At 59.7% G+C, this 23556-nt stretch carries 23 protein-coding genes and 1 pseudogene; 14 read left to right on the forward strand and 10 right to left on the reverse strand.

Annotated features, from left to right (window positions below):
* Window positions 1–136: 136 nt before the first annotated feature.
* The 4 genes from moaC (at window position 137) to KW841_RS15295 (ending at window position 2388) form a co-directional block, all read left to right on the forward strand.
* Window positions 137–610, forward strand: a complete 474-nt coding sequence (gene moaC, locus KW841_RS15280) for a cyclic pyranopterin monophosphate synthase MoaC (RefSeq protein ID WP_007972660.1) — start codon at window positions 137–139, stop codon at window positions 608–610.
* The gene (gene moaD, locus KW841_RS15285) at window positions 607–849 is read left to right on the forward strand and encodes a molybdopterin converting factor subunit 1 (RefSeq protein WP_075945584.1); all 243 of its coding nucleotides are present in this window, start codon (window positions 607–609) and stop codon (window positions 847–849) included. Before moaC ends, moaD begins: the two co-directional genes overlap by 4 nt.
* A gap of 3 nt (window positions 850–852) precedes the next feature.
* Window positions 853–1305: a molybdopterin synthase catalytic subunit MoaE gene (moaE, locus tag KW841_RS15290; RefSeq protein ID WP_218477550.1), complete on the forward strand. Its 453-nt coding sequence runs from the start codon at window positions 853–855 to the stop codon at window positions 1303–1305.
* 306 nt (window positions 1306–1611) lie between these two features.
* Complete coding sequence (locus tag KW841_RS15295) at window positions 1612–2388, forward strand: ABC transporter substrate-binding protein (RefSeq protein WP_218477552.1); 777 nt, start codon at window positions 1612–1614, stop codon at window positions 2386–2388.
* Window positions 2389–2511: 123 nt separating this feature from the next.
* On the opposite strand, the gene KW841_RS15300 is transcribed toward KW841_RS15295, so the two are convergent.
* The 5 genes from KW841_RS15300 to KW841_RS15320 form a co-directional block, all read right to left on the reverse strand.
* Window positions 2512–3153 (reverse strand): transcriptional regulator, encoded by a 642-nt coding sequence (locus KW841_RS15300; protein ID WP_007972668.1) that lies wholly within the window; start codon window positions 3151–3153, stop codon window positions 2512–2514.
* A gap of 90 nt (window positions 3154–3243) precedes the next feature.
* The gene (locus KW841_RS15305; protein ID WP_218477555.1) at window positions 3244–4371 is read right to left on the reverse strand and encodes an FAD-binding oxidoreductase; all 1128 of its coding nucleotides are present in this window, start codon (window positions 4369–4371) and stop codon (window positions 3244–3246) included.
* Between the two features lie 148 nt (window positions 4372–4519).
* Window positions 4520–5464, reverse strand: coding sequence for an ornithine cyclodeaminase family protein (locus KW841_RS15310; protein ID WP_218477557.1), 945 nt, complete (start codon window positions 5462–5464; stop codon window positions 4520–4522).
* A gap of 123 nt (window positions 5465–5587) precedes the next feature.
* Window positions 5588–7078, reverse strand: coding sequence for an ATP-dependent RNA helicase RhlB (rhlB, locus tag KW841_RS15315; protein WP_218477559.1), 1491 nt, complete (start codon window positions 7076–7078; stop codon window positions 5588–5590).
* 110 nt (window positions 7079–7188) lie between these two features.
* Window positions 7189–7845, reverse strand: a complete 657-nt coding sequence (locus tag KW841_RS15320; protein ID WP_218477563.1) for an alpha/beta hydrolase — start codon at window positions 7843–7845, stop codon at window positions 7189–7191.
* 468 nt (window positions 7846–8313) lie between these two features.
* Here KW841_RS15320 and KW841_RS15325 point away from each other — a divergent pair, with 468 nt between their 5' ends.
* The 6 genes from KW841_RS15325 to KW841_RS15350 all read left to right on the forward strand — a co-directional run bounded on the left by KW841_RS15325 (window position 8314) and on the right by KW841_RS15350 (window position 14699).
* Window positions 8314–9345, forward strand: coding sequence for an amino acid ABC transporter substrate-binding protein (locus tag KW841_RS15325; RefSeq protein ID WP_217836301.1), 1032 nt, complete (start codon window positions 8314–8316; stop codon window positions 9343–9345).
* A gap of 65 nt (window positions 9346–9410) precedes the next feature.
* On the forward strand, window positions 9411–10592 hold the full coding sequence (locus tag KW841_RS15330; RefSeq protein ID WP_218477565.1) for an amino acid ABC transporter permease: 1182 nt from the start codon (window positions 9411–9413) through the stop codon (window positions 10590–10592).
* A gap of 10 nt (window positions 10593–10602) precedes the next feature.
* A complete protein-coding gene (locus KW841_RS15335) occupies window positions 10603–11700 on the forward strand; it encodes an amino acid ABC transporter permease (RefSeq protein ID WP_102698484.1) in 1098 nt (365 codons plus the stop codon).
* A 10-nt stretch (window positions 11701–11710) separates the two neighbouring features.
* The gene (locus KW841_RS15340) at window positions 11711–12475 is read left to right on the forward strand and encodes an amino acid ABC transporter ATP-binding protein (protein WP_007972685.1); all 765 of its coding nucleotides are present in this window, start codon (window positions 11711–11713) and stop codon (window positions 12473–12475) included.
* A gap of 270 nt (window positions 12476–12745) precedes the next feature.
* On the forward strand, window positions 12746–13405 hold the full coding sequence (locus KW841_RS15345; protein ID WP_007972687.1) for a FadR/GntR family transcriptional regulator: 660 nt from the start codon (window positions 12746–12748) through the stop codon (window positions 13403–13405).
* Entirely contained in the window at window positions 13395–14699 is a 1305-nt protein-coding gene (locus tag KW841_RS15350; RefSeq protein WP_218477568.1) for a CynX/NimT family MFS transporter, read from the forward strand. Before KW841_RS15345 ends, KW841_RS15350 begins: the two co-directional genes overlap by 11 nt.
* Before the next feature lie 9 nt (window positions 14700–14708).
* Here KW841_RS15350 and KW841_RS15355 read toward each other — a convergent pair whose 3' ends face one another.
* The 5 genes and pseudogenes from KW841_RS15355 to KW841_RS15375 form a co-directional block, all read right to left on the reverse strand.
* Complete coding sequence (locus tag KW841_RS15355; protein WP_218477578.1) at window positions 14709–15359, reverse strand: DUF1120 domain-containing protein; 651 nt, start codon at window positions 15357–15359, stop codon at window positions 14709–14711.
* A gap of 91 nt (window positions 15360–15450) precedes the next feature.
* Complete coding sequence (locus KW841_RS15360) at window positions 15451–16074, reverse strand: DUF1120 domain-containing protein (protein ID WP_218477580.1); 624 nt, start codon at window positions 16072–16074, stop codon at window positions 15451–15453.
* A gap of 84 nt (window positions 16075–16158) precedes the next feature.
* Window positions 16159–17300: pseudogene (locus KW841_RS15365) on the reverse strand (DUF1120 domain-containing protein).
* 10 nt (window positions 17301–17310) lie between these two features.
* Entirely contained in the window at window positions 17311–19779 is a 2469-nt protein-coding gene (locus KW841_RS15370) for a fimbria/pilus outer membrane usher protein (protein WP_218477589.1), read from the reverse strand.
* Between the two features lie 141 nt (window positions 19780–19920).
* A complete protein-coding gene (locus tag KW841_RS15375; protein WP_218477590.1) occupies window positions 19921–20637 on the reverse strand; it encodes a fimbria/pilus chaperone family protein in 717 nt (238 codons plus the stop codon).
* 357 nt (window positions 20638–20994) lie between these two features.
* Here KW841_RS15375 and KW841_RS15380 point away from each other — a divergent pair, with 357 nt between their 5' ends.
* From KW841_RS15380 to KW841_RS15395, 4 genes are all read left to right on the forward strand, one after another.
* On the forward strand, window positions 20995–21618 hold the full coding sequence (locus KW841_RS15380) for a response regulator (RefSeq protein WP_218477592.1): 624 nt from the start codon (window positions 20995–20997) through the stop codon (window positions 21616–21618).
* A gap of 110 nt (window positions 21619–21728) precedes the next feature.
* On the forward strand, window positions 21729–22199 hold the full coding sequence (locus KW841_RS15385; RefSeq protein WP_218477594.1) for a nuclear transport factor 2 family protein: 471 nt from the start codon (window positions 21729–21731) through the stop codon (window positions 22197–22199).
* Between the two features lie 40 nt (window positions 22200–22239).
* Window positions 22240–22524, forward strand: a complete 285-nt coding sequence (locus KW841_RS15390) for a GIY-YIG nuclease family protein (protein WP_218477595.1) — start codon at window positions 22240–22242, stop codon at window positions 22522–22524.
* Window positions 22525–22608: 84 nt separating this feature from the next.
* Complete coding sequence (locus KW841_RS15395) at window positions 22609–23544, forward strand: glutathione S-transferase family protein (protein ID WP_218477597.1); 936 nt, start codon at window positions 22609–22611, stop codon at window positions 23542–23544.
* Window positions 23545–23556 lie beyond the last annotated feature (12 nt).

Genomic DNA, 23556 nt, shown 5'->3' on the forward strand with positions numbered 1-23556 from the left:
TTGATTTTGCTTTTTAGGGCAAGATCAAAAGATCGCAGCCTTCGGCAGCTCCTACAGGGGGGCACATCCGATAATCGTGCGTGCGAAAAATTGACCCACAGGTTTACAATCGACGCTCCTGATCAGGAGTAATCCCGTGCTGACTCATCTCGATTCCCAAGGCCGCGCCAACATGGTCGACGTCACTGAAAAAGCCGTGACGTTCCGTGAGGCGACGGCCCAAGCGCTGGTGCGCATGCTGCCCGAGACCCTGCAGATGATCGTCAGCGGCGGCCACCCCAAGGGTGATGTGTTTGCCGTGGCGCGCATTGCCGGCATCCAGGCGGCGAAGAAAACCAGTGATCTGATTCCCCTGTGCCATCCGCTGATGCTGACCGGCGTCAAGGTCGAACTCAGTGCCGAAGGCGACGATTCGGTGCGTATCGTGGCGCGCTGTAAGCTGTCCGGGCAGACCGGCGTCGAGATGGAGGCCCTGACCGCTGCCAGTGTCGCCGCGCTGACCATCTACGACATGTGCAAGGCCGTGGACCGCGGCATGACCATCGAAAGTGTGCGTCTGCTGGAGAAGGTCGGCGGCAAGAGCGGACATTTCCAGGCGGAGCAGCCATGAACGTGACCGTGAAGTTTTTCGCTCGTTATCGTGAAGCGCTGGGGCTGGACTCGGTGAAGGTTGAAGGCAACTTCGCCACCGTCGACGATGTCCGCGCGTTGTTGGCCCAACGTGACGGTGCTGAGGTATTGAGCGAGCAGAACCTGATGTGCGCCCGTAACGAAGACCTCTGCCAGCTCGACGAGCCGGTCAGCGAGGGCGATGAAGTGGCGTTCTTCCCGACCGTGACCGGAGGCTGAACCATGGCCATTCGCGTGCAGTCCACGCCGTTCGATCCGGGCGCCGAGGTCAACGCCATGCACGACGCCAATGTCGGTGTGGGTGCCGTGGTGAGTTTTGTCGGTTACGTGCGCGATTTCAATGACGGCCTGGACGTCGCCGGGATGTTCCTCGAACACTATCCCGGCATGACTGAAAAGGCCCTGGGCAAGATCGCCATCGAGGCTGAACAGCGCTGGCCCTTGCTCAAGCTGGAAGTGCTGCACCGCATCGGCGCCCTGGAGCCGGGCGAGCCGATTGTCTTCGTCGGCGCGGCCAGCGCTCATCGTCAGGCGGCATTCGACGCCTGCGCCTTTGTCATGGATTACCTGAAAACCCGCGCGCCGTTCTGGAAGAAGGAAATCACCAGCGACGGGCCGCGGTGGGTGGAAGGGCGTGACAGTGATCATGCGGCGGCGGATCGCTGGAAGCAGTAGTTCCTTCTGCGTTCTTTAGTCAGTCATCGCGAGCAAGCTCGCTCCCACAGTGGATCTGGTCGAACATGAATTTTGTGTACGACGAAGAACCTGTGGGAGCGAGCTTGCTCGCGATGAGGCCTTTCGATTCAACCAATCACTCCTGGATTCACCACCCGACCATCGGCCGGCACGGGCTGCATTTGCCTGATTGACGATCAATACATAAAAGTCCAAGATGGAATTATAAGTACAAAAAAGGTTTCCACCCCGTTTCAGCTTTTTCTTCTGTCTTGCCAAACCAACAACAACCGCGAGAAAACGAACATGAAGAAGTTCCCCCTCATCACCGGTCTGGCCCTGAGCCTGTTGGCGTGCAGTTCTGTGTTCGCCGCCGAGAAAACCCTGCGCATCGGCATCGAAGCCGCGTATCCACCGTTCGCTTCGAAAACCGACAAAGGCGAGATCGTCGGTTTCGACTATGACATCGGCAATGCCCTGTGCGCCCAGATGAAGGCCAAGTGTGTGTGGGTCGAAGGCGAATTCGACGGTCTGATTCCTTCCCTGAAGGTGAAGAAAATCGACATGGCGCTGTCGTCCATGACCATCAATGAAGACCGCAAGAAGTCGGTGGACTTCACCCACAAGTACTATTTCACTTCGTCGCGCCTGGTGATGAAGGACGGCGCGTTGGTGGATGATCAGTACGCCAGCCTCAAGGGCAAGACCGTCGGCGTGCAGCGCGCCACCACCACCGACCGTTACGCCACCGAGGTGTTCGAGCCCAAGGGCATCAACGTCAAGCGCTACAGCAACAACGAAGAAATCTACATGGACCTGGCGGCCGGTCGCCTCGACGCGATTTTTGCCGACACCATTCCACTCAATGACTTCCTGTCGATGCCGCGTGGCAAGGGTTACGCCTTTGTCGGGCCGGAGCTGAAAGATCCGAAGTATGTGGGCGAGGGTGCGGGGATTGCCGTGCGCAAGGGCAACACTGAACTGGTCAGCGAGTTGAACACGGCCATTGATGGCATTCGTGCCAATGGTGAGTACCAGAAGATTTCCGAGAAGTATTTCAAGTCGGATATCTACGGCGACTGATCAATCGCTATCGCGGGCAAGCCCGCTCCCACAGTGTCCGAGTCGTACACAAAACATATGTACACCTCCGAACCTGTGGGAGCGGGCTTGCCCGCGAAGGGGCCCGATCATTCAATACAATCTTCAGCCCTTCAATTCCTTCAAATGCTTGTACACCGTCGCCCGGCCCATGTTCAGCACATTGGCCACGTAGTTCGATGCGCTTTTGCCCTTGAACGCGCCTTCGGCGTGCAGCGCCAGCACCAGCTCGCGTTTGTGGTCGCGGGTCAGCAGGTTCAGGCTCAACTGACGTTCGCGCAACCAGGCGTGAAGGAAGGTGTTGATCCGCTCCTGCCAGTCATCGCGGAACAGTGCATCCGGTTGCGGGATCAATTTGGTCGGCGACAGGAACAGGTCCAAAGCGGCCTTGGCATTCTCGAACAGCGAAATATTCAGGTTGATGCACAGCACCGCCAGCGGATGACCTTCGCTGTCGCGCAGTACCGTGCTGAGGCTGCGAATCTTCTGGCCATCCCAATTGAGCTTTTCGTACGGCCCGATGTTTCGTTCGCTGACATCGTCGCTGAGCATGTCCTCCAGAGCCGAGTCGTCGCCGATTTCCCGCTTGGACAGGTTGTTGGCGATGTAGTCGACCTTTTGCGTGCGCAGGTCGTGCAGCACCACTTCGGCGTGGGGGAAAAACAACGTGGCGATGGCGTCGGCGATCGCGTGGAAGTTATCCAGGGACGTGTCGTCCAGGGCCGAGTCTTTTTCGGGGGCGTTCATACAGTGGAACTCCAGGCAGCGTCAGCGCCCCATCAAAGGGGCGCTGAAAGTGTGCCGTAATCGTGGGGGCACGTCACCTGAGGATCAGGTTCAGCCGAGGCGGGCAGGGGAGAGCATGTCGGCATTCAGGCCGAAACGGCCGAGCGACTCGGGTAACGCTGCACCGCGCACCAGTGCCGCGCTGGCCTGGCCCATGGCCGGCGAAGTCTGGATGCCATACCCGCCTTGCGCCGCGACCCAGAACAGCCCTGGCACCTGTGGATCGAAACCGGACAGCAGATCGCCGTCGCTGACGAAGCTGCGCAGGCCGGCCCAGGTGCGGGTCGGGCGGCGAATGGTCAGGGTCGTGGCTTCTTCGATCTGGTAGATGCCCATGGCGATGTCCAGCTCTTCAGGCTGTACGTCATGGGGTTCCACCGGGTCGGCGTTGGCCGGCGAACCGAGGAACATCCCGGCGTCGGGTTTCATGTAGAAGGATTCGTCGAGGCTGACCAGCATCGGCCAATGATGGATGTCCACGCCCTCCGGGCCGGCGAAGATGAACGCGGCGCGACGTTTCGGTTGCAGGCCCAGGGGCTTGGCTCCGGCCAGTTCGCCGATCTTGTCGGCCCAGGCGCCGGCGGCGTTGATGATGACCGGGGCGCTGAACGACTGAGTGCCGGTCTGGACGTGCCATGTACCCTGGTCATCGCGGCTCAGGCTGACGACTTCGGCGTCGGTGTGGACTTCGCCCCGGTTGCGGCGGATGCCGCGCAGGTATCCCTGATGCAGGGCATCGGTGTCGATGTCGGTGGCGGTCGGGTCGTAGATCGCGCCGTGGACTTTTTCCCGGCGCAGGATAGGTACCAGCGCGCAAGCCTCGTCGGTGCTGAGCAATTGCATCTCCGGCACCGTGGCTTTCGCGCTCTGGTATTGCCTGTTCAGTTCGTCGGGGTCGCCGGTGAAATCCACGGTCATTTCGCCACGTGGCGTCAGCAGCGGGTGTTCGCAGAAGCCGCTGGGCGGATTGTCGAAAAAGTCTCGGCTGGCCAGGGTCAGTGCGCGGACTTGCGGGGTGCCGTAGGCGGCGGTGTACAGCGCCGCCGAACGTCCGGTGGAATGGTAGGCTGGATGGGATTCGCGTTCGAGCACGATCACTCGGCCATACTGCGACAGCCAGAAACCGGTGGAAGCGCCGGCGATACCGCCGCCGATGATGATGAAATCTGCCTGGCTCATGAATGTCTCCTTTAGAGCGCCAATGCCAATGAAGTCGGTGCCTTTGTGGGAGCGAGCTTGCTCGCGATGGCGGTGTATCAGTCAACATCATTTCTGAATGACAGATAGCTATCGCGAGCAAGCTCGCTCCCACAGGTGACTGTTGGTGTTAGTGCGTGAGGCGGTAGATCGCATTGGCCAGCGCAATATCTTCCAGACCCAGGCCGATGGAGCGGAAAAACACATGCCGATCGTAACCGGGGCGCTGGACTTTATCGCTGAGCAGGTCCGGCAGGTCGCCGACAATCGCGCTCTTGTCCCAGCCATGTTGTTCGCCGGCGATCAGCATTTCACCGGCCGCGCCCGGGGTGGTCAGGCGATAGTCGCAGAACACCTGCATGTCATTGAGGCTCTGCGGCGGCACTTCGTGGGCACGCGGGGCGTTGGTGCTGATGGAGGTGATCAGCGCCGGTTTGCGCAAGCTCGACGGATCGATCACTGGACCTGCGGATGAGGTGCAGAGCATGATCACGTCGGCGTCCTGCACGGCTGCTTCGCGACTCTCGACGATGTTCAGGCGTGGCTCGATGTTTTTCAGCAGGCTCATGGTCTGAGCATCATCGTTCAGGTTCGGCGCGTACAGGCTGATGCTCTGCCAGTCGCGCAGGCCTTTCACGTAATGCAGGTGCGCCTGGGCCACTTTGCCGCTGCCGATGATGGCCAGGCGATTGGCAGCCAGCGGCGCGAGGGCATCGACCGCCACGGCGGTGGTCGCGGCGGTGCGTGCGGTGGTCAGTTCAACCGCGTCGCACAGCAATAGCGGCTGACCAGTCTGCATCGACATCAGCACAGTCCACGCGGTCACCAAGGGGCCCTGCTCACGGACGATGTACGGCGAAGTCTTGATGCCGTACACGCCGTCTTCGGCCAACACCCCCAGGTAGTTGATGAAGTCGCCGGCGCCCTGGGGAAACTCCACCAGTTGTTGTGCCGGTTGCACGGCTTGCCCGGCCGCCAGGTCACGGAACATTTTGCGCAGGATCTGCGGCACGTCGACCTGTGCCAGCAACTCGCGAGCCTGGTTCTGGTTGATCACTTGGGGCGTATTGGACATGGTCGGCTCCGGGACTGAAAGTAAACTAATTTGTCTATTATGGACTTTTAGTTGTATCTCACAATATCCGGGCGAAAAAAAAGCGCAGTCCGTTTCCGGCTGCGCTTGTCTTTTCAGCGTCGTTTAGTGCGGACGCTTGCGTTCAACCGCCCGCAACAGATGCGTCGGTGGTGTTTCACAGCTGATCTTGCGCCCCAGTTTTTCCTCGATGGACGGTAACTGGTAGGAGTCGTCTTCACCGGCAAAGCTGATGGACACACCGTCGGCGCCAGCACGACCGGTCCGTCCGATGCGGTGCACGTAGTCGTCCGGCACTTCCGGCAGGGTGAAGTTGATCACGTGGCTGATGCCGTCGATGTGGATACCGCGACCGGCCACGTCTGTGGCGACCAGGACCCGGATCTTGCCTTCGCGGAAACCTTCCAGTGTCTTTATGCGCTTGTGCTGCGGCACGTCGCCGGACAGTTGCGCGGCGTTGATGCCGTCGCGCACCAGGCGTTCTTCGATGCGCCGCACTTCATCCTTGCGGTTGGCGAATACGATCACGCGCTCCCAGCCATTGTCGTTGACCAGGTTGTAGAGCAGTTTGTATTTGTCGGCAGCGGCCACCGCGTAGATGTGCTGCTCGACGTTTTCGTTGGCCACGTTGGTGACTTCGATTTCGACGATGGCAGGGTCGGTGGTCCATTGCTTGGCCAGGTTCATCACGTCTTCGGTGAAGGTCGCGGAGAACAGCAGCGTCTGGCGCTCGGCCTTCGGCGGCGTCTGGCGAATGATCTGGCGCACTTGCGGGATGAAGCCCATGTCGAGCATGCGGTCGGCTTCGTCCAGCACCATCACTTCGACCATGTCCAGATGCACGTCGCCGCGCTGGTTGAAGTCCAGCAGGCGGCCTGGCGTGGCCACCAGGATGTCACAGTGGCGGGCTTCGAGGTGCTTGAGCTGCTTGTCGAAGTCCATGCCGCCGACGAAGGTCATGACGTTGAGGCCGGTGTACTTGGTCAGGTCGGCGGCGTCCTTGGCGATCTGCACCACCAGTTCGCGGGTGGGCGCGATGATCAGCGCCCGTGGCTCACCCATGTAGCGCTCTTTCGGCGGCGGGGTTTGCAGCAACTGGGTGATGATCGAGATCAGGAACGCAGCGGTTTTGCCGGTACCGGTCTGGGCGCGGCCGATGGCGTCTTTGCCGGCGAGGGTGAAACCCAGCACCTGTGCCTGGATCGGCGTGCAATACGGGAAGCCCAGGTCCTGGATGGCATGCATCAGTTCAGGGGCCAGCTTGAAATCGTGGAAGCGGGTTTTACCTTCCTGGGGCTCAACAACGAAGTCTTCGAGTTTCCATGGGATGACCGGCGCCTTGGGCTTGGGTTCGCGGCGCGGTTTGGCGGGTTTCGGCGTTTCGCTGAGCGGCTGTTCCGGGGCTGCTATCGCCACAGGCTGGGCAGCGGGTGCGGGCTTCGGCTCATGCTTGGGTGCCGTCGTGGTGGCGGTCCGTTCAGGCTGATTACCGTCGGTGCGGTGGCTGGGAGCGTGAGACGGAGCGCTGGAGACTGGCGCGAGTTGCTCAGTCTCGCTTTTACCGAACATTTTCTTGAGTGCTTTGAGCACGGTCATCTCATCAATTGGTTAAGGAATGTACGCCGGCCAGTGTAATGCAAGAATCGGGCGCGGCGTAGTGGGATGGATCAAAGGGGCCTTTTAAACAAAGAAAGGAACCTGAAGGGTTAACGCAAGCGCTCGGAGAGCCAGGTGCCGATGTCGCGAATTTCCTCGGGTAACACTTCGTGGCCCATTGGGTATTCCTGCCATGTCACGGTGACACCACGATGCTTCAAGTGCTCGTAGGCGCTGCGTCCCATCGAGTTCTGCACCACATCGTCGTATTGGCCGTGCATCGACAGTACCGGAATGCGCTGCTGGCTGGCGGACAGTTGCAGTTCGTCACTGAAGGTCGGTGCATAAGTAGAAAGAGCAACGACGCCACCCAGCGGTCCTTGCCACTTCAGAAACGCGGTGTGGATCACCACGGCTCCGCCTTGGGAAAAGCCGGCCAGGAAAATCCGCGAGGCGTCTATTCCGCTGGCCTTCTGCGATTCGATCAGTTCGATGATCCAGTTGGCAGACGCTTCCAGTTGCTCGCGGTTGATCGCGCGCGCGGGGCTCATGGCCAATATGTCGTACCAGCTCGGCATCTCGTATCCGCCGTTGATGGTGACGGCGCGGCTCGGCGCCTGGGGCAAAACAAAGCGGGTGCTCAACAGGGATTCCTGCAGGGCTTCGGCCACTGGCAGGAAGTCGTAGCGATCGGCACCCAGGCCGTGCAGCCAGATAACGCAGGCGTCTGCGGTCTTGACGGGTTCAAGAATCAAGGGGTTGGTCATGGCTGCTCCAAAAGTGTGCATGCGCTCTCATTGAGTGCGAGGGCTGAGTGCGTGTCTGGTTGATCAGTTACGAAGATGTCGCAAGGTTACAAGTTTTGCTATTGACCTGCAGCTGAACCGCTTCGGCGAGCGGTCTGGTACGGGCTTTGCTATGGCGAACACTGTATGAAAAATCCTACGCCTGTCGGTAACACTATCAGGCCAAGGTTGTTAGTGGGATTGAAAAAAATCCGGTGATGGATGTTCGCCACAGGCCGATACGGGGCTTCGCGAACGTGAAAGGGCTACAGCCCGTTCGGCCGACTGGTGAGAGTGAGTTTTCCATGACGTGGATTTTCTCCTACTAGACTCATAGCTAACGTCTTACGTCGGTTGACCCCAAAACAAGCCAACACGGGTCGACTACGCCTCAAAAGGGTGCGACAGGACTCACGCTCCGACACAACAAGAGCAAAACTGGAGGTTTGAATGAAGATGTTGAAATCCACCCTGGCTATCGTGACTGCAGCCGCGGTACTCGGTGTCAGCGGGTTTGCCCAGGCGGGTGCAACCCTGGATGCAGTGATGAAGAAAGGTTTCGTGCAGTGTGGCGTCAGCGATGGCCTGCCAGGCTTCTCGGTTCCGGATTCCACCGGCAAGATCGTCGGTATCGATGCTGACTACTGCCGTGCAGTGGCGGCGGCTGTCTTCGGCGACGCGACCAAGGTCAAGTTCAGCCAGTTGAACGCCAAGGAGCGCTTCACCGCGCTGCAGTCCGGCGAAATCGACATTCTGTCGCGCAACACCACCATGACCAGTTCCCGTGACGCGGGCATGGGCCTGAAATTCCCGGGCTTCATCACCTACTACGACGGCATCGGCTTCCTGGTAAACAACAAGCTGGGCGTGAAAAGCGCTAAAGAGCTGGACGGTGCAACCATCTGCATCCAGGCCGGTACTACCACCGAGCTGAACGTTTCCGACTACTTCCGCGGCAACGGCCTGAAATACACCCCGATCACCTTCGACACCTCCGACGAAAGCGCCAAGTCGCTGGAATCCGGTCGTTGCGACGTACTGACCTCCGACAAATCCCAGCTGTTCGCCCAGCGCAGCAAGCTGGCTTCGCCGAAGGACTACGTGGTTCTGCCGGAAACCATTTCCAAGGAGCCTCTGGGCCCGGTCGTGCGTAATGGTGACGACGAGTGGTTGGCCATCGCGCGCTGGACTGGCTACGCCATGCTCAACGCTGAAGAAGCCGGCATCACTTCGAAAAACGTCGAAGCCGAAGCCAAGGGCACCAAGAACCCTGACGTTGCCCGTCTGCTGGGTACCGACGGTGAATACGGCAAAGACCTGAAAGTGAAGAAAGACTGGGTCGTGCAGATCGTCAAGCAAGTGGGTAACTACGGCGAAGTGTTCGAGAAAAACCTCGGCAAGAGCACTCCGCTGGAAATCGACCGCGGGCTGAACGCTCTGTGGAACGCTGGCGGCATTCAATACGCACCACCAGTGCGCTGATGGTTCTATCACCCGGTGGGCCAACCACCGGGTGATGTTCTGTTCCATTATTTCCGGGGCACTTCATGCAAAATTCAATCGGCGCACCTAAGCAGAGGCTCAGCCTCAGCGATCCACGAGTGCGTGCGTGGGTATTCCAGATCATCACGGTTATCGGGGTGGTCTCGCTGGGCTGGTATCTGTTCGATAACACCCAGACCAACCTGCAGCACCGGGGCATTACCTCCGGTTTCGACTTTCTGGAGCGCAGTGCCGGTTTCGGCATCGCTCAACACCTGATCGACTACACCGAAGCGGACACATACGCCCGGGTGTTTGTCATCGGCCTGCTCAACACGCTGCTGGTGACCTTCATCGGCGTGATCCTGGCGACGATCCTGGGTTTCATCGTGGGTGTGGCGCGGCTGTCGAAGAACTGGATCATCGCCAAAGTGGCGACGGTGTATGTGGAAGTCTTCCGCAACATTCCGCCGCTGCTGCAGATCCTGTTCTGGTACTTCGCGGTGTTCCTGACCATGCCTGGGCCGCGCAACAGCCACAACTTCGGCGATACCTTCTTTGTCAGCAGCCGTGGCCTGAACATGCCGGCGGCGTTGATGGCGGACGGTTTCTGGCCGTTTGTGATCAGCGTTGTAGTCGCCATCGTCGCCATTGTGCTGATGAGCCGCTGGGCCACCAAACGCTTTGAAGCCACCGGTGTGCCATTCCACAAGTTCTGGGTTGGCCTGGCGCTGTTCCTGGTGATCCCTGCGCTGTGCGCGCTGGTTTTCGGCGCACCGGTGCACTGGGAGATGCCGAAGCTGCAGGGCTTCAACTTCGTCGGTGGCTGGGTACTGATCCCGGAACTGCTGGCACTGACCCTGGCTTTGACCGTGTACACCGCGGCATTCATCGCCGAGATCGTGCGCTCGGGCATCAAGTCGGTCAGCCACGGCCAGACCGAAGCGGCGCATTCCCTCGGCCTGCGCAACGGTCCGACCCTGCGCAAGGTGATCATCCCGCAAGCCCTGCGCGTGATCATTCCACCGCTGACCAGCCAATACCTGAACCTGGCGAAGAATTCCTCGCTGGCGGCCGGTATCGGTTATCCGGAAATGGTCTCGCTGTTCGCAGGAACGGTGCTGAACCAGACCGGCCAGGCGATCGAGGTGATTGCGATCACCATGAGCGTGTACCTGGCGATCAGTATCAGCATTTCCCTGCTGATGAACTGGTACAACAAGCGCATTGCGCTGATCGAGCGGTAAGGAAAAGCGCATGAGCACTCATACTTTCAAACCTGACATGCCCCCACCGAGCAGCAGCATCGGTGCGGTGGCGTGGATGCGCGCGAACATGTTCTCCAGCTGGCTCAACACGCTGTTGACCCTGTTTGCGTTCTATCTGATTTACCTGGTTGTCCCGCCGATCCTGCAGTGGGCGATCCTCGATGCCAACTGGGTTGGCACCAGCCAGGCCGACTGCACCAAGGAGGGCGCCTGTTGGGTGTTCATCCAGCAGCGCTTCGGCCAATTCATGTACGGCTACTACCCGCCGGTACTGCGCTGGCGCGTGGACCTGACGGTGTGGCTGGCGATCGTTGGCGTGGCGCCGTTGTTCATCTCGCGCTTTCACCATAAGGCGGTGTACGGGCTGAGCTTTCTGGTGCTGTACCCGATCATTGCCTGGTGCCTGCTGCATGGCGGCGTATTGGGTCTGGACGCCGTGGCGACCAGCCAGTGGGGCGGCCTGATGCTGACCCTGGTGATCGCCACCGTCGGCATCGCCGGTGCGCTGCCGCTGGGGATTGTCCTGGCCCTGGGGCGTCGTTCCAACATGCCGGCGATTCGCGTGGTCTGCGTGACCTTCATCGAATTCTGGCGCGGCGTGCCGTTGATCACGGTGCTGTTCATGTCCTCGGTGATGCTGCCGCTGTTCCTGCCTGAAGGCATGAACTTCGACAAGCTGCTGCGGGCCCTGATCGGCGTGATCCTGTTCCAGTCGGCCTACGTGGCCGAGGTGGTGCGCGGTGGTCTGCAAGCGATTCCCAAGGGGCAGTACGAAGCGGCTGCAGCGATGGGGCTGGGCTACTGGCGCAGCATGGGCCTGGTGATTTTGCCGCAAGCCCTGAAGCTGGTGATCCCAGGCATCGTCAACACCTTCATCGCGCTGTTCAAGGACACTAGCCTTGTGATCATCATCGGCCTGTTCGACCTGCTCAACAGCGTCAAGCAAGCCGCCGCCGATCCGAAGTGGCTGGGCATGGCCACCGAAGGCTATGTGTTCGCTGCCCTGGTGTTCTGGATTTTCTGTTTTGGTATGTCGCGCTATTCCATGCATCTGGAACGCAAGCTCGACACAGGCCACAAGCGTTAGGAGTTCTTTTATGAGCGAAGCAAATAAAAAGCCTGTGAGCCCTGAAGGCATTATTCAGATGCAGGGCGTGAACAAGTGGTACGGCCAGTTCCACGTGCTGAAAGACATCAACCTCAACGTCAAGCAGGGCGAGCGTATCGTGTTGTGCGGTCCGTCGGGTTCCGGCAAGTCCACCACCATCCGCTGCCTCAACCGCCTGGAAGAACACCAGCAGGGCCGCATCGTGGTCGATGGCGTGGAACTGACCAACGACCTCAAGCAGATTGAAGCGATCCGCCGCGAAGTCGGCATGGTGTTCCAGCATTTCAACCTGTTCCCGCACCTGACCATCCTGCAGAACTGCACGCTGGCGCCGATGTGGGTGCGCAAGATGCCCAAGCGCAAGGCCGAGGAAATCGCCATGCACTACCTGGAACGCGTACGCATTCCGGAGCAGGCGCATAAATACCCGGGGCAATTGTCCGGCGGCCAGCAACAGCGTGTGGCGATCGCCCGCGCGCTGTGTATGAAACCGAAAATCATGCTGTTCGACGAGCCGACGTCGGCCCTCGACCCGGAGATGGTGAAAGAGGTACTGGACACCATGATCGGCCTGGCCGAAGACGGCATGACCATGCTCTGCGTGACCCACGAAATGGGCTTCGCCCGCACCGTGGCCAACCGCGTGATCTTCATGGACAAGGGCGAAATCGTCGAACAGGCCGCGCCGAACGACTTCTTCGATCACCCACAGAATGATCGCACCAAGCTGTTCCTAAGCCAGATCCTGCATTGATCGAACCCAGGCACTGGAATAAACCCGGACATGTTCCGGGTTTTTTTTGCCCGCGATTTAACGTCCGAATGCAAAAAACTGTGGGAGCGGGCTTGCTCGCGAAAGCGGAGTGTCAGGCAACATACTCGTTGAATGTTAAGCCGCCTTCGCGAGCGAGCCCGCTCCCACAGGGGGTGTGCTACGCGCCAATTCTGAACGGTTGCCCTCTTGGAATATGTTGACTAACATGTCAGAAAATTCATCCTATGATTGGATGAGAGGGCGAATTCCATGTCAGAAATCTCTCCATTGGTAAAACGATCCCTGGTCGATCAGGCCCTGGACCAACTGCGCCAGCGTATCAACCAGGGCATCTGGGTCGTTGGCCAGCGATTGCCCACCGAGCCCGAGTTGTCGGCGGAACTGGGCATCAGCCGCAACACCGTGCGTGAAGCCATGCGCGTGTTGGCGTTTTCCGGGTTGATCGAAATCCGCCAGGGCGACGGCAGTTACCTGCGGGCGGTGGTCGATCCGCTCGATACCCTGAAGGCGCTGTCCCGTTGCTCCCTTGAGCAGGCCCGGGAAACCCGGCACATCCTTGAAGTCGAGGCCATCGGCCTGGCAGCCATGCGCCGCACCGATGAAGACCTGGTGGCATTGCGCGAGGCGCTGGGTGTCAGCGGCAGTCACTACCATGGCGATCTCGACACCTACATTGCCTGCGATCTGGTGTTCCACCGCCGTCTGGTGGACGCCGCGCATAACCCGACCCTCAGCGAGTTGTATCGCTATTTCTCCAGCATCGTCGGCGCACAGTTGCGCCAGACCCTGAGCATCGTTCCGCGCCGCCAGGAAGTGTTCGACCTGCATATCGAATTGCTCGATGCCGTCGAACAACGCGATCCGGAGCGGGCCAAATCCTTGTCGAGGCAGTTGATCAATGAACCTTGAAACCGAGAAGTCGATACCGCGCAGCGATTTATCCACAGGCGCAAAACGTTCGGCAGAGCTGGAAGAGCTGCTGATCGACGCCGAGGCTGATGACGAACAGGTTCAGCAAACCCACCCGGTTCTGCGCCGGCCGTGGTTGTTGCTGCTGGGCCTGATTCTGGTGGCGCTGAACCTGCGCCCGGCGCTGTCGAGCATGGCGCCGATGCTCAGCGAGGTCTCGAAGTCCCTCGGCTTGTCGGCGTCTGCGGCAGGATTGCTGACCACGTTGCCGGTGCTGTGCCTTGGCCTGTTTGCGCCCTTGGCACCGCTGCTGGCCAGACGCTTTGGGGCTGAGCGGGTGGTGCTGGGCATTCTTCTGACGCTGGCTGGCGGGATCATCCTGCGCAGTTCATTCGGTGGGATCGGCCTGTTTGCAGGCAGTGTGCTGGCCGGTGCCAGCATCGGCGTGATTGGTGTGTTGCTGCCAGGCATCGTCAAGCGCGATTTCCCGAAACAGGCCGGGACCATGACCGGTGTCTACACCATGGCTCTGTGCCTGGGCGCGGCGATGGCGGCGGGTGCGACCGTGCCGCTGAGTGAGCACTTCGACAACAGCTGGGCGCTGGGCCTCGGCTTCTGGGTTATTCCGGCATTGGCGGCAGCGCTGTTCTGGCTGCCGCAAGTCAGCCAGCAACACGGCGCGCACAATGTTGCCTACCGCGTTCGAGGCTTGCTGCGCGATCCGCTGGCCTGGCAGGTGACCTTGTACATGGGCCTGCAATCGTCCCTGGCCTACATCGTGTTCGGCTGGTTGCCGTCGATCCTGATCGGTCGCGGCCTGACCCCGACCCAGGCCGGGCTGGTGCTGTCGGGTTCGGTGATCGTGCAACTGGTCAGCTCACTCGCCGCGCCATGGCTGGCTACACGTGGCAAGGACCAGCGCCTGGCGATCGTGATCGTGATGGTCCTGACTCTCGGCGGTCTGTTCGGTTGCCTGTATGCGCCGATCGAAGGTTTGTGGGGCTGGGCGATCGTGCTGGGGCTGGGGCAGGGCGCCACGTTCAGCCTGGCCTTGACCCTGATCGTGCTGCGCTCGCGGGACTCCCACGTGGCGGCGAACCTGTCGAGCATGGCCCAGGGTTTCGGTTACACCCTGGCGTCCATGGGGCCGTTCGCGGTCGGTCTCGTGCATGACTGGACCGGTGGCTGGACGGCGGTGGGCTGGATCTTCGGCGTCATCGGCCTGGGGGCGATCATCGCCGGTCTGGGTGCTGGCCGTTCGCTGTACGTTCAGGTACAAAGCGAGAAAGTCTGAAGTACAGCGCTACAGGTAAACAATCTCCAGCGTCGCCGAGCCATCGATTTGTACATCGGTGCTCAGGTCCAGCTCGGAGGTTGGCGCGATAACGGTTTCGACGATGACCCGGCTTGTCAGATGGCGGATGGCGATCGGGCCGGCATTGCTTCCTGCTCTGTCGGTGAAGCCCAGATAGCTCCTGGCAGCAATGGGTATGGCGCGGTTGCTCGATGTACTCCAGGCCGCGCCACCGGTGGTCGAATCGGTGCTAAAGACCTGCGACAGGTCGTCCACGACCGTATTTTCAGGATTGAAATTCAATTTGTACAAGCCGATTTTGTTGCCGCTGCCGTCGTAGTTCAGACCGTAATAAATCTGACTGTCGGTGATGGCCGAGCCCTCGCGGTCGTCACGCATTCGCAGGGCGAAGCGGCCGGGGGCCGAGCACTGGATGCTGAAGTCGAGTGCCTGGTCACGCAGCCGCGTGCGCTTATCGACATTCAGATCTCGCCGGGGGATTTTTCCGAATTCCACGAGGCCGCTGTTGGACAGGCTGGGTGTGCAGGCCAGTGGGGTGATGAGGCCTTTGACGGTCAATTTATCGGCCGACGCGGATAGGGCATGAGGCGCCAGGCCAATCAACCCGGTGAGCGAGAGTGCTGCGAAGTGATTTTTCATCCATGGATGCTCATTCATTTGAGTGGGTTGTCCTTGCAGGCGCTGAACCGCTCACGTTCGCTGACGCTGCGAGCGGTTCAGCGTCATGACTTTACTTGTACCAAACCTCAATCGTTGCGAGGCCGTCGATAGGGATTTCGTTGTCTATGGTCAAGGAGTTGGCGGCGGCAATGTAGGTGTCGATTTCCAGGTCCATGGTGAGATCCTTGACTTCAATCCGCGTGGAGTGATCACTCAAAGCGGCAACCGATGACTGTTTGTCTTTCATGATGCGGTCTTGTTTGACCCAGGTTGCCCCGCCATCAGAAGAGCCAATCGCCTGTACTTGGGTTGTATCTGCCTTGGATTCATTGATCTTTATATCAAAGAAGCCGAGTTTTTCATTGTCAGGGGTCAATCCCACTCCAAAGTAATCGCCTATTCCTGCTGCAGTACCTGGCCTGAGATCGATTGGGTTCAGCATGAAAAGCATCGATTCACTACACGTCATGGTCAGTTGCATCTTTGTTGAATTCAGCAAGGTGTTGTTAGTGGGATGAAGGTCATTCACCGATCTCGTGCCGATGTCGACAATCCCCCCACGACTCAAGTTGATATCACACGCGGCCGGCGTGATGCTGCCTGTGACTGTCAGGGGAGTATTCGACGCCGCAAGGGCATGCGGTGCGACGCAGATCAGTGCGGTGGTTGAAAGTGCTGCAAAGTACTTTTTCATTTTTTTAACTCACTTCTGTGGTTGTTTTCCTGGCTAGTCCGAGAGGCCTGTTTCGCCCCGTTTCCAGCAGGATTGGGTTGGGTGTTACAAATAGATAATCTCGATCGTCCCCGCGCCATCGAGCTCGATGGCGCTGCTCAAGTCCAGGCTGCTGGTCGGTGCAATGACGGCGTCGACGGTCAAGGTGGTGCTGAGGTTCTGGATCGGGATCGGGCCCGAGCTAGTGCCGACGGTGTCGGTAAAGCCCAGGTAACTGGTTGTTCCGATTGAGCGCGCGTTGATGCTGGACGTATTCCAGGCCACGCCACCGCTAGTGGAGTGGGTTTGAAAGAGCCTGGCAAAACTGTCGGCCCTGGCGCCGGTGGGTTCGACGCTCACTGAATACAGGCCGATCTTGTTGTTGCGGTAGTCGGTGCCCAGGCCGTAGGTACTTTCGCTGCTGACCGTCGCCGAGCCTGAGCGGTTGTCGTGCATGGTCAGGGCGAATGCGGTGGGCGCATCGCAATTGACACTCAACGTCAGGGACTTGGGCGGCAGGCGAGTGCTTGTGTCAGTGTTCAGGTCGTTTCTGGACAGCGTGCCGAAGTCGACCACGCCACCGTCGGACAGCGTCGGCTCACAAGCCGCCGGAGCGAAACGGGCACGCAAAGTAATCTCCGGGTGCGCCCGATAGCCACGGCATCAAATACACCGGAGGCCTGCCAGGTGACCGCGTCGCGCACTTGCAGCCCGCGCTCTTGAACCCACGCAGTCAGCTCAAGCTGCGCCGAGAATTGACGGCCCTGTAATGGCATGCCAGCGAGTACGGGAACGATCCCGTGCGCCGGTCGCCAGATCAGGCTCGACGCCGTTTCTGCGGGCGATTGACCGACTCCGGCAATCAACCCGATCGCTACTGATTGACCATCCAGCACCGCTTCGCGAATACGGATCTGATAGCTGCCGCGTTCAGCAAAGTGAAAACGTTCGGCGGTCGCGGCCAGGGCCCGATAAAACAGGCTCATGTCGGTGGGATGTGAGCAGTTCAGGCTCAGACTCAGCTGACGCTGGCCCAGGTTTCGCTCCGGTGCCGAATCAGGGCGAAGCGCCCGATTCATCAGTCCGTAATCGAGCAAGGGCTGGCTCAGGTTGAATTGGCAGTCGTCAGCCGACGCCGAGGCGAGCGAAGTGAATCCGCTCACTGCCAGGGACGCGAGGGTAGGCAGCCAATAACCGGATAGATTCATGAAGTCCTCCTCATAGGGCTCGGCACTTGGCGGGGGCGGTTTCGTAGTACGCCTGGGGATCGACGTCCTGGGGCAATTCGAAGCTCAGTTCGCAGCGCTCCAACCCCGGCGCGGTGACCCGCAACGTGCGGGAGTCAAGGGCGTTTGGCAGGAACACCAGGCCGCCGTCCTGCACCAGGGTGATGAATTCGCCATCCGCGGTGTTCACCGCGGCGCCGCGCGGCAAGGGCGCGCCGTTGGCGGTGGTGACCTTGAGCAATGCCCGACGGGTGAGGCTGATGCCGAACTCGACGCTGTCGACGGCACCGCGACCGGCAGTAATCATCGCCAACCCGTTGTGGATGTCGACGTTGCGAGGCAGGCTTTTGGGGTCGACTTCCACCTTGCTGCGGCCGTAAGCCGCCACTTGCGGGATCACTGCCTGACCTTGCCAGTCGGTCCAGACCGGGCCGCTGGGCGTCGTTACCTTGATGGCGCCCATGTCACCGACCGAGAGCAGTGCAAAAGTGTCGCTCACCGGGTAAGGCGACAGCGTCAGGCCACCACCGTGCAGCACGGCACCGCCTCGGGCGCTGGCCTGATAGCTGGAGCGCTCGGCATCGGCGCGGGTGTAATTCAGGTCCAGTTGGGTGTAGCGCGGCAGCAGCGAAACACCGGCGGTGGACTGCACCTGCCTGTCGCGCGTGTCCCGTTCGACGCCGACCCGATACGCCAGTTGATCGCCGATCTGCTCACTCAAGCCCACACCGCTGCGGGATTCGCCAGCCGAACTGCGCACCCAGGTATGCGCCCGGCGGTTCTCCCCCAAAGGGATGCTTAGACTCAGGTAAACACTGTTGTCTGCGCGGTTCATGCCGCTGATCTGCCATTCGGCGGTCGTCGATACCGACACACTGGCAATGCGGGTGCCCCAGGAGGCGATGGCGCGGCTGCTGCTTTGGCCGTCAAACGTGCTTGACCGGCTCAAACCACCACTGAAAGCGCCGAGCCAGGGATGCGACCAGGAGAGGCTGGCGCTTTGTTGGTCGCGGTAACGGGATTGACTGAAGTCGGAGGTGCGGTCGAACACCGTATCTTCCAGCTCACGGTAACCAAAGGTTCGATAGGCGCTTCCTCCATTGAGCGCCCATTGATCGCTCAAGCGGTGGGTGACGTTAAGGTCAGCTTGAAGTCCCTGACTGGCTTTGCTGCCAGTGGCGTCAGCAGCTGTCAGTGTGGCTTGAACCTGGGTGCCGGGCGAGGGCAGCAGACCCACGCCGACACCTGCCGCGCGGTAGTCGGCCGCGCCAGTCAGGCCTGCACTGAACAGTGCTTGCGGAGCGATTGCAGCGCTCCAGCCGCCACTGATCACCCAGGGGTCATCACCCTGTTCGGCGCCTGTACTGCGGACCTGGCCAGCCGCTAGAGAATAACCGGGCGCCGGCAAGTCGATGCCGAGCATTGCCGCGGAAATGGTAAAGCTGCGCTCGCTGCCATCGGCCTCCCTGACCGTGACGTGCACATCGGAGCGGCTGTTGAGGCGGCGCACGTTATTCAAGGCAAACGGGCCGGCGGGAACCACCGTCGAATGAATCAGCGAACCGTTCTGCCGAATCTCGACCTGCGCCTGGCTATGGGCAATGCCTTCGATGACGGCGTTTTGTCCTTCCATCTGCAAGGCGTGCTCATTGAGTATCTGCACCCCGGTGATCTGCGCGCCGGCGAGAACCGGGTTATAGAGGTTGATCTGACCCACTTGCAGCACGGCCTCCTGGCTGACGAACGTGCGCTGGGCATACGCGGCGATATGAGTCGTTCGAGAACGGTCGTCCTGCCAGCTCTGTACCTGGCGACTGCGAACGATCCAGTCCCCGGCGTTGAAACCGAGTTCGGTGTTGGCCGCTGCGTAGCGATTCGATCGATCGCCAAAACGGCTGTGCAGACCGGTGACGTCGTAATTGAGCAGGCTGGCGAAGCCGCCGGTTCGATAGCCGGAAAAATCCCGAGCAGTGGAACGTATTGCGTCGGTGGGCACGATCAATGCCAAGGCAAGGTTCGCCGGATCCTGTTCGATGACAGTCTGCGGCGAGGTGCCGAGAAAATCGTGGCACTGGCTGTCACCCAGCAGCCCACTTGGCACCTTCAGGCTGGCCGCATCAAGCAGGGTGCGATCGAAGCACAACGCTCCCTCGCGGTTGAATCTTACGTCTACTCGACCATGGTGCTGGCCATTGACCGTGAGGGTGACCGGGTGCTTTCCGGCCGTGAATCGCGGCGCTTGCATCAGCGACGTGGCCAGCGCTGGGTCAATGCCTCGCAGCAGCAACGTGTTTTTGTCGAACGAAGTAGGCAAGGAAACATCTCCTTGGGCGTTGAGTATCATCAACGCATTGGTCAGCAGCAGCGCCAGCGGGGCCGGCCGGCGTAACAGAGGAGGGCGAGCAGCGGCTTGAATGGCGGGCACGGCTTCGCCATCACGGTAAATTAATGCTGTGTTCATCGGATTCGCTTGGGTGAGGTCGGCGTGCTCGCCTGTTTTGCTCTGGCTTCAGACACGCTCTTGGCAATGGCTAGAGGGCCGTCGCCTTGAATCATCAGCGCTCACTGTTCTTCAGGGGGGGCGCTGTGGAGTGGTTGTGGTTCAGGGTTTGATGGGCGCCTCATGGTGAGGCACGCTGAAGCCGTAGACGGTGGCCGGCTGAAAACGCACTTGCGTGGCGGCACTTGATGGAACCGGAACACTGATGTGTTCACCGGGCAATACATAGGTTTTAGGTAGCAGGACGTTGCCGGCAGAAGGTAACAAGGTCACTTCCTGGCCCAGGCGTACCACGTAGGGCGTATCGTTGCGCACGGTCAGTTGCGCGCCCTTCAACGACCATTGCAGGTCGGTCCAGGGCGTGCGATTAGGCGCCAGGCCTTTGGGGTGAAGGATCAGCGGCAGATTCTGGCGCACTGTCACACCCACGCGGGCATGTCCGGCTTCGACTGCAGGTTTGGCTTGGGGAATGCCTTCGAAGATCACCCGCTTCAGACGCTGGGTGAGCAAGGGTTTGTCCGCTTGAAGAATGAACCGAACCAATTGTGTTTTCGACGCTTCGACGCGCGCCAGCGGTGGTGTGACAAATGCCAGGGGCTCGGTGTCCTCGGGGATGTCTTCGATGGTGACATGCATCAAGGCCAGCGTGGAGTCAGTGTTGGTGACTGTAACGGACGCTTCGCCATCAGCTTCGTTGACGATGACAACGGAAGTATTCGGCACCATGCCATCGGCCTGGGCCTGTACGGTCAGCAGGAGAGCGAGTGTGCCGATGCCTGAGTTGAGCAGGCGGCGTGTGATTGTTGAAAACATCGTCATGACGTGTCTCGTTGAGCGTTTCGTAAAAAGTAAATGCCGGGGTGGTGCGGGCAGGATTCAATCTATCGGTCGAAGTCACTGGGTGGTATGCAACTAATACGAAAAGAGAGCAGGCGTGTATGAAAGAGTGTTGCGGACTACGCAGCGTTTTCTAAGAGGACTCTTTTAGTTGTAGTCCTCCTGCGTAGTCTTCAGCGCGCTGTAATGTAGGAACCATCTGTTTGTTGGATGGGCAAAGAGTTAGCCCATTGAATACATTGGGCGCGCGACGTCAGAGGGGTTTTCGAGGCGTTGTGGAAGGGGCAGGAACGGCGCTACTTTCCGCGTTTTTGCGCCACAAGCAGGAGGTATCCCACAATGCGAGTCGTTATTGCTGACGACCATTCCGTCGTTCGTGTCGGGCTGCGCATACTCATCAACGCCAGTCGACGATGCGTGATCGTCGGCGAGGCCGACAGTGTCGACAACTTGATGAATCTGCTTTCAAGTACGCCCTGCGAACTGCTGATCACCGACTTTTCCATGCCGGGAGGGCAGCAGGCCGATGGCTTGAAAATGTTGAGTGCGATTCAGCGTCATTACCCGACCTTGCCGATCATTCTGGTGACCATGTTTACCAGTGTGGTGACGGCAAGGGCTGCACTGGCGCAAGGGGTAATGGCCATCGTCGCCAAAACCGCATCGGCGGCGGAGTTGCCCCTGGCAATCAATGCGGTGCAGGAAGGGCGCCATTACCTCAGCAAGTCCCTGCGCACACTGTTGGATAATACCCGCGATCCGTTTCACGAATCACCCTTGTCAGCCAAGGAGCACGAAGTTGTCCGAATGCTCGCCAGTGGCATGACCGTCAGCGAAATCGCCGTTCACTTCAATCGCAGCGTGTCGACCATCAGTAAACAAAAGAAAATGGCCATGCACCGGTTAGGTATTTCCACGGACGTTGATCTTTTTTCCTACGCTCGGGACTGCGGAATGACCTGAATAGTCATCGCGTTATTTTCGTCGTGAATGCCGATAGTGTTTGATGCATTTGCAGACTATCGTGCGGGCACTCTTTCGAAATCATTATGCAAACCCAGGGGAACCCGCAGATGAGTGAAGCCCATAGCGCCTTGATCACCCGTTTCTACCAGGCTTTCCAGCGCCTGGATGCCGAAGCCATGGCGGCTTGCTACACCGATGACGTGGTGTTCAGTGACCCGGCGTTCGGTGAGCTTCACGGTCGTGATGCCGGTGACATGTGGCGCATGCTGACTACTCGAGCCAAGGATTTTTCCCTGACCTTCGATCATGTTCACGCCGACGGGCGCACCGGTGGTGCCCATTGGGTGGCAACCTACCTGTTCAGCCAGACCGGCAACACCGTGGTCAACGACATCCAGGCGCGTTTTATCTTCCGTGACGGCAGGATCTGCGAACATCACGACAGCTTTGATCTCTGGACCTGGTCACGTCAGGCCTTGGGTTTCAAAGGTCTGCTGCTGGGCTGGACGCCACTGGTGCGCAACGCCGTTCGCGCCCAGGCATTGAAGGGGCTGAAGGCATTTCAGGCCGGTCGCTGATAAGATCGCGGCTCGTTTCCTTTCAAGCCTTGATCGTACCGTGACCACCCCAAGCGAGTCTCCCGTCAGCAAGCCCTGGTTCGTCTACCTCGTTCGCGCGGCCAATGGCTCGCTGTATTGCGGGGTCAGCGATGATCCCGTGCGCCGCTTCGCCAAGCATCAAAGTGGCAAGGGTGCACGGTTCTTTCTGTCCAGCCCGGCCATGGCACTGGTCTACACCGAACGTTGTCGCGACAAAAGCGAAGCGCTGCGCCAGGAACGGCTGATCAAGAAACTGCGCAAAAGCGCCAAGGAATGTCTGGTCGCGTCTTATCAATCTGGCTGATCGGCTCCCATCAGGCACATCTGTAGGCTGCCAACCGATTGCGCGCTAAGCTGCGGATTCCTAATTTGTGCGGCGGAGCCGAGCATGTCCGAGTTGATTCTGCATCATTACCCGACGTCCCTCTTTGCCGAGAAGGCCCGCCTGCTGCTGGGCTTCAAGGGCTTGTCATGGCGCTCGGTGAAGATCTCGCCAGTGATGCCCAAACCGGACCTTACGGCGTTGACCGGTGGCTACCGCAAGACACCGGTTTTGCAGGTCGGTGCAGATATTTATTGCGATACGGCATTGATTGCCCGGCGACTGGAACAGGAAAAAGCCTTGCCGGCATTCTTTCCGGAAGGTCAGGAAATGATCACCGCGTCCTTTGCAGCCTGGGCCGACTCTGTTGTGTTCCAGCACGCGGTCAGCCTGGTGTTCCAGCCGGAATCGATAGCGGTGCGCTTTGGCAATTTATCGCCGGAAGCGATCAAGGCGTTTCTGGCCGACCGTGCCGGTTTGTTCAGTGGTGGTAGCGCGACAAAATTGTCTGCCGAACAGGCCAGGCATCAGTGGCCAACGATCATGTCGCGGCTGGAGCTGCAGTTGCAGCGTGAAGAGGGTGATTTCCTGTTTGGTGAACCTTCGATTGCCGACTTTGCCCTGGCCCATTGCCTCTGGTTCCTCAAGGCCACACCGGTGACGGCTCCGCTGGTCGAGGCTTATCCGGCAGTCAATGCGTGGCACTCTCGGGTATTGGGCTTTGGTCATGGGGCCTCCAGCGAGATGACGTCCGAAGAGGCACTGGAGGTGGCGCGCAGTTCCACACCAGCGGCATTGCCGGATGAGCAGTTCGTCGATCCCAACGGATTCACGGTGGGCCAGCAGGTGGTGATCGCGGCCACGGACTATGGCGTTGATCCGGTCGCGGGAGAGCTGCTGTTTGCCGGCAGCGAAGAATTGATCTTACGGCGCAAGGACGAGCGTGGCGGCGTGGTGCATGTGCACTTCCCGCGGTTTGGATTCCGTATCGAGGCCATCTGACCTCTGTAGGAG

Origin of the sequence: Pseudomonas sp. PDM28 (assembly GCF_019219115.1) — a bacterium.
Lineage (GTDB): Bacteria > Pseudomonadota > Gammaproteobacteria > Pseudomonadales > Pseudomonadaceae > Aquipseudomonas > Aquipseudomonas laurylsulfatiphila.